Consider the following 12,852-nt stretch of genomic DNA (forward strand, 5'->3'; position numbering starts at 1 on the left):
GATTCGGTTGACAAGATAGTAGGGAATTATTAGAACAAAAAAAGAACGAATTTGGCAATGATCTGTGGATTACGGTGAGGCCGGGGCGGCGCGGGGCGGCGCCAGCCGGTAAGATGGACCATCGTATCGACATGATGCCGGCCCATGGTCCGGCACGACAACGGAAAGTGACGGGCATGGCTGGTAGCGTCAACAAGGTGATCTTGATCGGCAACGTCGGGGCGGACCCGGAAATCCGGCGCACGCAGGACGGTCGGCCGATCGCCAACCTGCGCATCGCCACCTCGGAGAGCTGGCGCGACCGCAACAGCGGCGAGCGCCGCGAGAAGACGGAATGGCACAACGTTGTCGTCTTCAACGAGGGCCTGTGCAAGGTCGTCGAGCAATATGTGAAGAAGGGCGCGAAGCTCTATGTCGAGGGCCAGCTGCAGACCCGCAAGTGGCAGGACCAGAACGGCAACGACCGCTACACGACGGAAGTCGTGCTGCAGGGCTTCAACTCGACGCTGACGATGCTCGACGGGCGCGGCGAGGGCGGCGGCGAGCGCCGCGGCGGCGGCGATTTCGGCGGCGGCTACGGCGGCGGCGCGCCGAGCTACGACGATTACGGTTCGCGCCCCTCCGGCGGCAGCGGAAGCGGCGGTGCCAGCCGCTCGGGCGGCTCGCCGATGTCGCGCGACATGGACGATGACATTCCGTTCTGAGCGATCCTGGCGTCGAGCCCGGCAGAGGGGCGATTTCCCGGTTCGGGGCAGGGCGAAGGTCCTGCCCCTTGCCGTTTCCTCCGGGCTCGGCGGCCTTACTGTCCGATCCAGACCTCGAGGGTGCCGGGCGTGATGATGTCCATGCGCACCGTTTTCACCGTCTTGACCTTGCTGGCGCTTATGGCGGCCGCCAGCGCCTCCGCCGCCCGCTCGTCGCCGGTGTGATAACGCACCTCGGCCTTGCCGGCCGCGCTTGCGATCCGTTCACCGCCCTGGCCGGCGCCCTGCACGTTCCATCCGCCGGTCTCGAGCAGCCTGGCGAGCTCGACGATGGTGCTGCGGCTGTATCCGGCGAACTGGATGAAGACCCGGTATTGCCCGACCTGGACCGCCGGCGTCGTCGTGACGGCCGGAGGCGCGCATTCCAGAAGGCCGGCGCTGTCTCCCGACGCCGTGTCGGCCTGCCTGTCCGCCGTGATGCGGCACGGCTGCCAGAAATAGACGACGCAGGCGCCGCGTTCGTTCTCCGGGTTGAGCTTGTGCCAGATGAAGGCAAGAACCCAGAGCACGACGAGGGCGCCGAAGAACCAGGAAAGCGCCCGCACGGCGAACGGCTCGTCGAGGAAACGCTCGATGATGAGCAGGAGGAAGCCGATCAGCAGGATCCACACGATGCTCGGGATCGTCGATTCGAGCTGCAGCCCGAATCCCTCGATGACGGCGACGGCCGCAAACAGGGCGATGGCGCCGGAGATCAGCGCCGCGCCGCGCCGGTTCTGTCTTATCCATTCCTGCAGATATTCCATTGCCGTCATCGTCTTGTCCCCCAAAGCCGTCAGGAAGGCGTGCGATTTTCAGGATAGCTGCGTTAAACCTTAGATCAATATTGATACAAAATACCACCAAAAGTTAGAGCGAGCCCGCACGTGACCCGCTCGGCCGGAAGCATGCCGACGGCCGTGAAGAGGCGATGGCCATCGCAAGTCGGTATGGATGGGGTTGGTTGGTGAGCGCGCAGGGATTCGAACCCTGGACCTACTGATTAAAAGTCAGTTGCTCTACCGGCTGAGCTACGCGCTCCCCGGCGGGGATTTTCGGCCCCCGCGGAAGTGCGCGGAACATAGGCAGGAGGCCATGGCGGGTCAACCCGGAAAATGCGGCGCGAAACAGCTTTTGCTGCATTTCGCCGCGTTCGCCGAAAGGTGATTGGCAGCAGGGCCCCGGGGCGGATATTGAGGGGCCGAACCCCGGCCGTGTCCCGGCCATTCCGTTGCGGAGCAGCCTCGTGTCGATCGCGGATATTTCCCTCCTGAGCGCGCTACTCGCCGGCGCCCTGTCCTTCCTTTCGCCCTGCGTGCTGCCGCTGGTGCCGCCCTATCTCTGCTACATGGCCGGCGTCTCGGTGGAGCAGTTCCGCGGAGACGGCGCGGTGGCGGTGCGGCGCGATACGCGCGGCGCCGTGCTTCTTGCCGCCTTCTGCTTCACGCTCGGCTTCGCCACCGTCTTCGTCGCGCTCGGCGCGGGCGCCTCGACGATCGGCATGGTGCTGCGCCGCCACATCGACATCCTCGCGCAGGTGGGCGGCGTCGTCATCATCCTGATGGGGCTGCATTTCCTCGGGTTCCTGCGCATCGGCCTCTTTTCCCGCGAAGCGCGCTTCCAGGGCGGCGGCAAGCCGGCGACCGCCTCGGGCGCCTACATCATGGGCCTCGCCTTCGCCTTCGGCTGGACGCCCTGCATCGGCCCGGTGCTCGGCGCGATCCTCGGGGTCGCGGCCGCGCGCGAGACGGTCGGCGACGGCGCGGCGCTGCTTGCCGTCTATTCGCTCGGACTTGCCGTGCCCTTCTGGATCGCCGCCGGCTTCTCCGGCGCCTTCATGCGCTTTCTCGTCCGCTTCCGCCGCCATCTCGGCACGGTGGAGAAGGTGATGGGCGCGCTGCTCGTGCTGACGGGGCTCGCCTTCATCTTCGGCTATATCAGCGCCGTCGCCATCTGGTTCCAGCAAACGTTTCCCATTCTCTCGCAAATCGGCTAGTCCCGGGGGCTGCGGCGGAAAAGGGGAGCGGCGTTCGGTCCATGGCAGACATCGTCGGGCTCGTGCTGCCGTTCTTCGGCATGATCCTCCTCGGCTACGCGGCGGCGAAGGTCAGCCGCCAGCCGGCCGAGGCGCTCGGCTGGCTCAACACCTTCATCATCTACATCGCGCTGCCGGCGCTGTTCTTCAAGCTGGTCGCCCGCACGCCGGTCGAGGAACTGACGCGCATCGACTTCATCCTCGCCGACGTCGGCGCCACCTATCTCGTCTTCGGCCTGATCTTCGCCGCCGGCCTCCTCCTGCGGCGCGCGACGGTGGGCGAGGCGACGATCCAGGGGCTCGCCGCCGCCTACGGCAACATCGGCTACATGGGTCCGGGCCTGGCGCTGCTCGCCTTCGGCGAGCCGGCGGCCGTGCCGGTGGCGCTGATCTTCTGCTTCGAGAACATGCTGCATTTCACCGTCGCGCCGGCGCTGATGGCGGTCGCGGGCGGGGAGAAGCGGCCGGCGCTGGAGATCGCCGCCGGGGTCGCCTACCGCATCGTCACGCATCCCTTCATCCTCGCCACCGCGGCCGGATTCGCCGCCGCCTTCGCCGGTTTCGAGCCGCCGTTGCCGCTGCAGCGGCTGATCGATTATCTCGCGCAGGCCGCCGCGCCCTGTGCGCTCTTCGCCATGGGCGTCACGCTGGCGCTGAGGCCGCTCAGGCGCGTGCCGGTGGAGATCGGCTACATCGTGCCGGCGAAGCTGCTTCTGCTGCCGGTGACGATGTATCTCGTGCTCGGCCTCGCCGGGCATTTCGATCCGGTCTGGGTCTATACGGCGGTGCTGCTCGCCGCGCTGCCGACGGCGACGAACGTCTTCGTCATCGCCCAGCAATACGGCGTATGGCAGGAGCGCGCCTCGGCGACGATCCTGATCACGACGGTGCTCTCCGTCGCGTCGGTGACGCTGCTGCTCTATCTCGTCAAGTCAGGCCTGCTGCCGGCCGATCCGTTCCCGTAAGCCGTCGCGCAGCGCCCTGAGCGAGCCGCCGGGCTCGATGCCCTCGCGCATGACGACGCTGCGCAGCGGGCCGAGCACGGAGAGGAGGTGCAAGCCCGCCGAGCGCAGCACCTGCACCGGCAGGAAATCGGACAGCAGCGAGCGGTTGAGGAGGTCGACGCTTGCGGTGCGCGAGCGGACGTCCGCCTGGCGGCGGCGGTTGAAGCGGTCGCCGATCGCCTCCGGCGCATCGCCGCGGCGCACGAGCTCGACGAGCGCCATGATGTCGCGCAGGCTGAGGTTCAGCCCCTGCGCGCCGATCGGCGGGAAGGCGTGCGCCGCCTCGCCGACGAGCGCGATCCGCCCCTTGCCGAAGCGGTCGGCGGTCATGCCGGAGAGCGGGAAGGCCTGCACGGCGCCCTCCACCGTCACCTTGCCGAGCATGGACTGCATGCGCGTCTCGACGGCGCGGCCGAGGGTTTCCGCGTCGAGCCGGCGCAGACGCTCGGCCTCGGCCGGCGGCAGCACCCAGACGAGGCTGGAGCGGCGGCCGGGCAGCGGCACCTGCGTGAAGGGGCCGCTCTCGGTGTGGAATTCCGTCGAGACGTTGCCGTGCGGGCGCTCGTGCGCGAAATTGAGGACGAGCGCGCTCTGCGGATAGGACCAGGCGCTGACGCCGATGCCGGCGCTCTCGCGGATCCTCGACCTGCGGCCGTCCGCACCGACGACGAGGCGGGCGGCCGCCCGTCCGCCGTCGTCCAGCGTCAGCTCGACATGGCCGTCGAAGGCGGTCGCGGCTGTGACGCCGGCGGAGACGCGGGCGATGCCCGTGTGCGCGGCGATCCTCTCTTCGAGGATGCCGATGAAGGGCGCGTTGGGGATGTTGTAGCCGAAGGCGGCGAGCCCTACCTCACTGGCGCGGAAGGCGACGGGCGGCGCGCGCAGGAGCCGCGCCGTGCCGTCGAGGATCTGCATGGTTTCGAGCGGTGCGGCGTGCCGCTCGACCTCGCCCCACAGGCCGAGCGTCTTCAGGAAGGCGATGGACTGGTCCATCAGCGCGGTCGTGCGCCCGTCATGGGCGCGGGCGGGCGGCGCGACGAGCGCGACGCGCCGTCCCGAATCGGCCAGCGCCAGCGCGGCGAGGCTGCCGGCCAGGCCGGCGCCCGCGACGGCGATATCGAACTCGTTCATCCCGGTCTCCCTTCGGCGGACGCATTTGCCCACAGGTTTGCGGGCCTTCTAGCGCCTGAGGGTAGGGCCGCAAAGGGGCTTTTTCCATGGGATGAAACGGCGCAGGCGAAAGGACGGCGCGCGGGACGCACGGTTTTTCACTGGCGGCGCCGGGCAATCAATGCATATTTACCGGCACGAGCCCTGCAGGAATGGACAGCAACAGGCAATGAAGTTCTTCAACTACAAGCGCGTGCCCTATGCGGAAATGCGCGCCTTCTCGGTCCATATCCTGACGGCCTCCGGCTCGTTCCTCGCCTTCCTCGGCGTGGTGGCGGCGGCCGAGCACCGCTTCGTCGACATGTTCTGGTGGCTCGGGCTGGCGCTCTTGGTCGACGGCATCGACGGGCCGATCGCCCGCAAGGTCCGCGTCAAGGAGGTGCTGCCGAACTGGTCCGGCGACACGCTCGACAACATCATCGACTACGTGACCTACGTGCTGCTGCCGGCCTTCGCGCTCTACCAGAACGGCATGATCGGCGAGCCCTGGTCCTTCGTCGCCGCCGGCGCCATCGTCGTCTCCAGCGCCATCTACTATGCGGACATGGGCATGAAGACGGAGGAATATTTCTTCTCCGGCTTCCCGGTCGTGTGGAACATGGTGGTCTTCACGCTCTTCGTCATCCAGGCGAGCGAGCTCACCGCCTCCATCGTCGTCTTCGTCTCGGTGTTCCTCACCTTCATGCCGATCAACTTCCTGCATCCCGTGCGGGTGGCGCGGCTCAGATCGCTCAATCTCGCGGTCTTCCTCGTCTGGTCGCTGCTCGGCATCTACGCGCTGCTCCTGCATTTCGAGACGCCCGCCTGGGTGGTCTGGGGCATGGTCGCCACGGGCATCTATCTCTATGGCATCGGCGCCGTGCTGCAGGCCTTCCCGAACCTCGGCCGGCGCTCCTAACATCGAACGGAGGACATCATGACCAAGGCAATCGTCGTGCGCAGCCTCGGCGGACCGGAGGTGCTCCAGCTGGAGGACATGCCGCTTTCCGCCCCCGGTCCCGGCGAGGTGCAGATCCGCCAGGCGGCGATCGGCCTCAACTTCATCGACGTCTATTTCCGCACCGGCCTCTACAAGGCCGAGCTTCCCTTCGTGCCCGGCAAGGAGGGCGCGGGGACGGTGACGGCGGTGGGCGAGGGCGTGAGCGACTTTTCCGTCGGCGACCGCGTCGCCTATGCCTCCGCCGACGGCGCCTATGCGGCCGAGCGCAACGTCGCGACGCGCCATCTCGTCAGGGTGCCGGAGGGGATCTCGCTGGAAACGGCCGCCTCGATGATGCTGAAGGGCATGACGGCGCAGTATCTGCTCAACCAGACCTATGCCGTGAAGCCCGGCACGGTGCTCCTGTTCCATGCCGCCGCCGGCGGGGTGGGGCTGATCGCCGGCCAGTGGGCGAAGGCGCTGGGCGCGACCGTGATCGGCACGGCGGGCTCGCCGGAGAAGGTCAGGCTCGCGCTCGACAACGGCTACGACCACGTCATCGACTATTCGAAGGAGGATTTCGTCGCGCGCGTGCGCGAGATCACCGGCGGGGCGGGCGTCGACGTCGTCTACGATTCGGTCGGCCGCGACACCTTCCCGACGTCGCTCGACTGCCTCAAGCCGCGCGGCCTGTTCGTCAGCTTCGGCAATTCCTCCGGCCCGGTCGACGCCTTCAACCTCGGGCTCCTCTCCCAGAAGGGATCGCTCTTCGCCACCCGTCCGTCGCTCTTCCATTACATCGCCACGCGCGAGGCGCTGGATGCATGTGCAAACTCGCTCTTTGCTGTTGTGCAAGGCAACAAAGTGCATAACATTATTCATCAGACTTATCCGCTCGCCGAGGCCGGCAGGGCGCATGCGGATCTGGAAGCAAGAAGAACGAGTGGAACGACGCTGCTCATTCCGTGAACGGCCCCGACGGGCGGAACGAAGCGGGCGGCAGGAAAGAGGGGAACAGTGTCAGACGTGGAAGCGTCCGGGGACGGCCCGCTGCTGGCCGTCCGCAGCCTGACGAAGCTTTTCGGCTCGTTTACCGCCTGCAACGCCATCGACCTCGACATCCGGCCGGGCGAGATCCACGCCCTGCTCGGCGAGAACGGCGCCGGCAAGTCGACGCTGGTGAAGATGCTGTTCGGCGTGCTCGCCCCGACGAGCGGCGAGATCCTCTGGAAGGGCGAGCCGGTGCGCATAGCGAGCCCTGCCGCGGCGCGGCGGATCGGCATCGGCATGGTGTTCCAGCATTTCTCGCTGTTCGAGGCGCTGACGGTCGCCGAGAACATTGCGCTTTCGCTTCCCCCCGGCATCTCGCTCTCGAAGGTGGCGGAGGAGGCCTCACGCCTGTCGCGCCTCTACGGCCTGCCGCTCGACCCGAACGCCCATGTCGCCGACCTCTCGGTCGGCGAGCGCCAGCGCATCGAGATCGTCCGCGCGCTGCTGCAGAACCCGGAGCTGATCATCCTCGACGAGCCGACCTCGGTGCTGACCCCGCAGGAGGCCGACCGGCTGTTCGAGACGCTCGCCAAGTTGAAGGCGGAAGGCCGCTCGGTGCTCTACATCAGCCACCGGCTGGAGGAGGTACAGCGCATCTGCGACCGCGCCACGGTGCTGCGCCACGGCAAGGTGACGGGTGCCTGCGACCCGCGCAAGGAGACGCCGGCCTCGCTCGCCCGCATGATGGTCGGCAGCGACGTCGCCGCCGTCAGCGCCGCCGGCACCGGCGCCAGGGGCGACGTGCTGCTGGAGGCGCGGCACCTCACCGTTCCCGCCCGCAGCCCCTTCGCCGTGGCGCTCAAGGACGTCTGTCTGAAGGTCCGCGCCGGCGAGGTGCTGGCGATCGCCGGCGTGGCCGGCAACGGCCAGAGCGAGCTCTTCGACGCGCTCTCGGGCGAATATCCGGTCTCCGACCCGGCGATGGTGTCGATCCGCGGCCGGCCGGCCGGCAATCTCGGCATTTCCGCGCGCCGCCTGATCGGCGCCGGCTTCGTGCCGGAGGAGCGTCACGGCCATGCCGCCGTGCCGGCCCTGCCGCTCTCGGACAATCTCGTGCTCGCCCGCAATCAGTCCGACCGGAAGACTTTTTTGGGCGGCGGCGCGCTCGGCATCATCCGCCAGGCGGTCGTGCGGCTCGCCTCCAAGCGCATCGCCGAGACGATGGACGTGCGCAAGAGCGGCGACAACCCGGCCGCAGGCTCCTTGTCCGGCGGCAACCTGCAGAAGTTCATCGTCGGGCGCGAGCTCGACCGGCAGCCGTCCGTGCTCGTCGTCAACCAGCCGACCTGGGGCGTCGACGCGGGGGCCGCGAGCCGCATCCGCCAGGCGCTGGTCGATCTGGCGCGCTCGGGCTCGGCCGTCCTCGTCATCAGCCAGGACCTCGACGAGATCTTCGAGGTGGCGACCGAGATCGCGGTGATCAGCGAGGGGCGGCTTTCCGACACCTATCCCGCACAGTCGCTGACGCGGGAGAAGATCGGCCTGCTGATGGGCGGCATGCACGGCGAGACGGACGAAAGCGCGGAGGTGGCCCATGCGCATCGAGCTTGAGAAGCGGCCGCGCCCCTCGACGCTGCTCTCCGTCCTCTCGCCCTTCCTGGCACTCGCCCTCACCGTGGTCGCCGGCGGCATCATGTTTGCGCTGATCGGCAAGAATCCCGTGGCGGCGCTCTACAGCTTCTTCGTCGAGCCGCTCACCGACGTCTGGTCGCTGCACGAGATCGCCGTCAAGGCGGCACCCCTCATCCTCATCGGCGCGGGGCTCTCGGTCTGCTACCGCTCGAACAACTGGAACATCGGCGCCGAGGGGCAGTTCATCATGGGCGCCATCGCCGGCGCCATCGTGCCCGTCGTCTTCCACGATTGGCACTCGCCGCTCGTGCTGCCGCTGATGCTGGTCTTCGGCATGATCGGCGGCGCGCTCTATGCCGCGATCCCCGCCTTCCTCAAGGCGCACATGAACACCAACGAGATCCTGACGAGCCTGATGCTGGTCTATATCGCCCAGCTCTTCCTCGACTGGCTGGTGCGCGGGCCGTGGCGCAGCCCGGACGCCTACAATTTCCCGGTGACGCGCGATTTCACGCCCGAGGCCATCCTGCCGGAGATGATCGCGTCGGGCCGCACCAACTACGGCTTCGCCTTCGCCATCCTCGCGGCGGTCGGCCTCTGGTTCATGATGCGCTACACGCTGAAGGGCTTCGAGATCTCCGTGCTCGGCCAGTCGGAGCGGGCAGGGCGCTTCGCCGGCTTCTCCTCGCGGCGGATGATCTGGTTCTCGATGCTGCTCTCCGGCGCGCTCGCGGGGCTCGCCGGCATCTCAGAGGTGAGCGGCGTCATCGGCAAGCTCCAGCCGATCATCTCGCCCGGCTACGGCTTCACGGCGATCATCGTCGCCTTCCTCGGCCGCCTCAACCCGCTCGGCATCATCGCCGCCGGCCTGTTCCTGGCGCTGACCTATGTCGGCGGCGAGGCGGTGCAGCTGACGCTCAACGTCTCCGACAAGGTCACGCGCGTCTTCCAGGGATTGCTGCTGTTCTTCGTGCTTTCCTGCGACACGCTCATCCAATACCGCGTCCGGCTGGTCCTTTCCGGCCTCGGACGCTCCGGCCAGGGGGAGGCGCACTGATGGGCATGATCGAAGCCATCCTGCTGACCGTCATCACCGCCGCCACGCCGCTGGTCATCGCCTCGCTCGGCGAGCTGGTGACGGAGCGGGCAGGGGTGCTGAACCTCGGTGTCGAGGGCATGATGATCATGGGCGCGGCGATCGCCTTCGCCGCCACGCAGATGACCGGCTCGCCCTATGTCGGCGTCGTCGCCGGGATTGCCGGCGGGGCGCTGTTCTCGCTGCTCTTCGGCTTCCTGACGCTGACGCTCGTCGCCAACCAGGTGGCGACGGGGCTTGCGCTCACCATCCTCGGCCTCGGCGTCTCCGGCCAGATCGGCGAGCCCTATGCCGGCATGTCCGGCGTCAAGCTGCAGCCGATCGCCATCCCGCTTCTCGCCGACATCCCCTTCCTCGGGCCGCTCCTTTTCCGCCAGGACCTCATCTTCTACCTGTCGATTATGCTGGTGATCGGCATCAACTGGTTCCTGTTCTCGAGCCGTGCGGGCCTGAAGCTCCGGGCGATCGGCGACAACCACGCCTCGGCGCACGCGCTCGGCATCCACGTCATCCGCACGCGCTACCTCGCCGTCATGTTCGGCGGCGCCTGCGCGGGTCTCGCGGGCGCCCAGCTCTCGCTGGTCTACACGCCGCAATGGGTGGAGACCATGTCGGCCGGCCGCGGCTGGATCGCGCTGGCGCTGGTCGTCTTCGCCTCCTGGCGGCCGTGGCGGGTCTTGGCCGGCGGCTATCTCTTCGGCGCGGTATCGATCAGCCAGCTCCACGCCCAGGCCTTCGGCATCGGCATCCCCCCGCAGTTCCTGTCGTCGCTGCCCTATGTCGCGACCGTTGTCGTCCTGATCCTGATATCCCACAATCGGCGCGTGACGCTGATCAACACGCCTGCATCGCTCGGCAAGCCCTTCGTGCCCGACCGGTGAGACGAACAAGAACCAAGAACCACCAACCCACAGAGGATGCCATGAAGAAACTGCTTCTCGCCCTTGCCACCTCCGCCGCCCTCCTCGGCTTTTCCGCCGCCGCCGGCGCCCAGGACAAGACCAAGGTCTGCTTCATCTATGTCGGCTCGAAGACCGACGGCGGCTATTCGGAAGGCCACGACCGCGGCCGCCAGGAACTGGAACAGGCCCTCGGCGACAAGGTCGAGACGGCCTTCCTCGAGAACGTGCCGGAAGGCCCCGACGCCGAACGCGCCATCGAGCGCATGGCACGCTCCGGCTGCGCACTGGTCTTCACCACCTCCTTCGGCTTCATGGACGCCACGATCAAGGTGGCGCAGAAGTTCCCCGACGTGAAGTTCGAGCATGCGACCGGCTTCAAAAGCTCGGAGAACGTCGGCACCTACAACGCCCGCTTCTACGAGGGCCGCTACATCCAGGGCGTGATCGCCGCCAAGGTCTCCAAGGCCGGCGTGGCGGGCTACATCGCCTCCTTCCCGATCCCGGAGGTGGTGATGGGCATCAATGCCTTCATGCTGGGGGCGCATTCGGTCAATCCGGACTTCAAGGTCAAGATCGTCTGGGCCAACACCTGGGCCGATCCCGGCAAGGAAGCCGACGCCGCCAAGGCGCTCGCCGACCAGGGCGTCGACATCCTGACGCAGCATACCGACTCGACCGCGCCGATGCAGGTCGCCGCCGAGCGCGGCATCAAGGCCTTCGGCCAGGCCTCCGACATGATCGCCGCCGGCCCCGAGACGCAGCTCACCGCCATCGTCGACACCTGGGGCGCCTACTACATCAAGCGCACGCAGGCGGTGATCGACGGCACCTGGAAGCCGGAGAACATCTGGGACGGCCTCAAGGACGGCATCCTCACCATGGCGCCCTACACCAACATGCCGGACGACGTGAAGAAGGCCGCCGAGGAGGTGGAGGCCAAGATCCGCTCCGGCGAGCTGCACCCCTTCACCGGCCCGGTCAAGAAGCAGGACGGCTCGGACTGGCTCGCCGAAGGCGAGGTCTCCGACGACGGCACGCTGCTCGGCATGAACTTCTACATCGCCGGCATCGACGACAAGCTGCCGCAGTAGGTCCGGCGGACGTGCAGATGCGGGAAGGCGCTCCGGAAGGGGCGCCTTTTTCGTTCATCAGCATTCAACGATGCTTTGCGGAATCGCCGGGGCGCTCTATACCTTCGGGATGGTTCCGGAACGCACGGGAGATCCGGGACGGGAGAGGGGACGGCTTTGCGCAAGGGTCTGCTTGAGACGGTCATCGGCGGCGTCAGCACGCGTACCAGCCATGCCCAGGTGGTCAACGAACTTGGCAAGGCCATCGTCGCGGGCGACTATCCGGTGGGCGCCACGCTGCCGGGCGACGCCGAGCTCGCCCAGCGCTTCAAGGTGTCGCGCACCGTGCTGCGCGAGGCGATGAAGACGCTCGCCGCGAAAGGCCTGATCGTGCCGCGCGCGCGCATCGGCACCCGCGTGACGCCCAACACCCAGTGGAACCTGTTCGACAGCGACATCCTGACCTGGTATTTCGCCGTCGGCGTCAACGAGGACTTCCTGATCCACCTGAGCGAGGTGCGGCTGGCCTTCGAGCCGCACGCCGCCGCCCTTGCCGCCCGCCACGCCTCCGAGGCGGACATCAGCCAGATGATGCGGCTCGCCGTCGCCATGGGCAATCCGGCGCACACGGCCGAGACGCTCGCCATGGCCGACCTGAAATTCCACCTGAGCGTGCTGGAGGCGTCGCGCAACCCGTTCCTGCGCACCGTCGGCAGCCTGATCGAGGCGGCGCTGGTCGGCGCCTTCAAGCTGAGCTCGCCCGCCGCCGACCGCGGCAAGATCGGCGACGTGGCGGCAAGCCATATCCGCATCGTCGAGGAGATCGACCGCCGCGACGAGGAGGGCGCGCGCCAGGCGATGGAGAACGTCATCAAGGTCGGCCGCGACCGCGTCGTCCAGGCCCTGCGCGAGCGCGGCTGAGGCGGCCGCGTCAGTCGTCGTTGCTGGCGTTGAGCTCCTCCGGCCGGAGGCCCTCTTCGGGTTCGTGGGCGGCGATCTGCACGGCGCCCAGCGTCTGGTAGAGATTGAACAGCGCCTCGCTCGCCCGCGCGGCGAGCCTGAAACAGTCCGGATTGCCGGCGATGGCGGGATGCTGGAGCAGCCGCTCGTCGACGAGGTCGAGGATCAGCGAGGCGGTGCTCGCCGCCTCGTGGAAGCCGAAGGTGCCGGGCGCGTAGTGGCCGAGCAGCTCCGCCGGCGTCATCTCGCGCTCGCCGGCGAGCAGGTCCAGCTGCTTCAGGCGCTCGTCCTCGAGTTCGGCATCGCTGCTCTCCAGCATGGCATCTCCCCG

The 12,852-nt window shown here is 67.8% G+C and carries 13 protein-coding genes and 1 tRNA gene; 10 read left to right on the plus strand and 4 right to left on the minus strand.

Features of this window, described 5'->3' with window-relative positions; genetic code table 11:
* Positions 1–176: 176 nt before the first annotated feature.
* Positions 177–704, plus strand: a complete 528-nt coding sequence (locus NNZ72_RS18025; RefSeq protein WP_257316861.1) for a single-stranded DNA-binding protein — start codon at positions 177–179, stop codon at positions 702–704.
* A 95-nt stretch (positions 705–799) separates the two neighbouring features.
* Here the strand turns inward: NNZ72_RS18025 and NNZ72_RS18030 are convergent, their stop codons facing one another.
* Together NNZ72_RS18030 and NNZ72_RS18035 are read right to left on the minus strand one after the other, a co-directional pair.
* Positions 800–1,519: a hypothetical protein gene (locus NNZ72_RS18030; protein WP_257316862.1), complete on the minus strand. Its 720-nt coding sequence runs from the start codon at positions 1,517–1,519 to the stop codon at positions 800–802.
* A gap of 189 nt (positions 1,520–1,708) precedes the next feature.
* Positions 1,709–1,784: transfer RNA gene (locus NNZ72_RS18035), tRNA-Lys, on the minus strand.
* 205 nt (positions 1,785–1,989) lie between these two features.
* On the opposite strand from NNZ72_RS18035, the gene NNZ72_RS18040 reads away from it, so the two are divergent.
* Both NNZ72_RS18040 and NNZ72_RS18045 read left to right on the plus strand, forming a co-directional pair.
* Positions 1,990–2,739: a cytochrome c biogenesis CcdA family protein gene (locus NNZ72_RS18040; protein ID WP_257316864.1), complete on the plus strand. Its 750-nt coding sequence runs from the start codon at positions 1,990–1,992 to the stop codon at positions 2,737–2,739.
* Positions 2,740–2,780: 41 nt separating this feature from the next.
* A complete protein-coding gene (locus NNZ72_RS18045) occupies positions 2,781–3,743 on the plus strand; it encodes an AEC family transporter (RefSeq protein WP_257316865.1) in 963 nt (320 codons plus the stop codon).
* On the opposite strand, the gene NNZ72_RS18050 is transcribed toward NNZ72_RS18045, so the two are convergent.
* Positions 3,711–4,913, minus strand: coding sequence for a UbiH/UbiF family hydroxylase (locus NNZ72_RS18050; protein WP_257316867.1), 1,203 nt, complete (start codon positions 4,911–4,913; stop codon positions 3,711–3,713). The two genes, NNZ72_RS18045 and NNZ72_RS18050, sit on opposite strands and share 33 nt — an antisense overlap.
* 208 nt (positions 4,914–5,121) lie before the next feature.
* Between NNZ72_RS18050 and pcsA the strand changes: the two genes are divergently transcribed.
* From pcsA to NNZ72_RS18085, 7 genes are all read left to right on the plus strand, one after another.
* Positions 5,122–5,850 carry a phosphatidylcholine synthase gene (gene pcsA / locus NNZ72_RS18055; protein ID WP_257316869.1) on the plus strand — a complete coding sequence of 243 codons (729 nt, stop codon included), beginning with the start codon at positions 5,122–5,124 and terminating at the stop codon, positions 5,848–5,850.
* A gap of 18 nt (positions 5,851–5,868) precedes the next feature.
* Complete coding sequence (locus NNZ72_RS18060; protein ID WP_257316870.1) at positions 5,869–6,840, plus strand: quinone oxidoreductase family protein; 972 nt, start codon at positions 5,869–5,871, stop codon at positions 6,838–6,840.
* Between the two features lie 48 nt (positions 6,841–6,888).
* The gene (locus NNZ72_RS18065; protein WP_257316871.1) at positions 6,889–8,472 is read left to right on the plus strand and encodes an ABC transporter ATP-binding protein; all 1,584 of its coding nucleotides are present in this window, start codon (positions 6,889–6,891) and stop codon (positions 8,470–8,472) included.
* Entirely contained in the window at positions 8,456–9,550 is a 1,095-nt protein-coding gene (locus tag NNZ72_RS18070) for an ABC transporter permease (protein WP_257316872.1), read from the plus strand. The genes NNZ72_RS18065 and NNZ72_RS18070 overlap by 17 nt, the downstream gene beginning before the upstream one ends.
* Positions 9,550–10,470 (plus strand): ABC transporter permease, encoded by a 921-nt coding sequence (locus NNZ72_RS18075; protein WP_257316873.1) that lies wholly within the window; start codon positions 9,550–9,552, stop codon positions 10,468–10,470. Before NNZ72_RS18070 ends, NNZ72_RS18075 begins: the two co-directional genes overlap by 1 nt.
* Before the next feature lie 41 nt (positions 10,471–10,511).
* Entirely contained in the window at positions 10,512–11,582 is a 1,071-nt protein-coding gene (locus NNZ72_RS18080; protein ID WP_257316874.1) for a BMP family ABC transporter substrate-binding protein, read from the plus strand.
* A gap of 156 nt (positions 11,583–11,738) precedes the next feature.
* On the plus strand, positions 11,739–12,482 hold the full coding sequence (locus NNZ72_RS18085; protein ID WP_257316875.1) for a FadR/GntR family transcriptional regulator: 744 nt from the start codon (positions 11,739–11,741) through the stop codon (positions 12,480–12,482).
* Between the two features lie 10 nt (positions 12,483–12,492).
* Here NNZ72_RS18085 and NNZ72_RS18090 read toward each other — a convergent pair whose 3' ends face one another.
* A complete protein-coding gene (locus NNZ72_RS18090) occupies positions 12,493–12,840 on the minus strand; it encodes a hypothetical protein (RefSeq protein ID WP_257316876.1) in 348 nt (115 codons plus the stop codon).
* Positions 12,841–12,852 lie beyond the last annotated feature (12 nt).

It is taken from the genome of Shinella pollutisoli, assembly GCF_024609765.1.
GTDB lineage: Bacteria > Pseudomonadota > Alphaproteobacteria > Rhizobiales > Rhizobiaceae > Shinella > Shinella pollutisoli.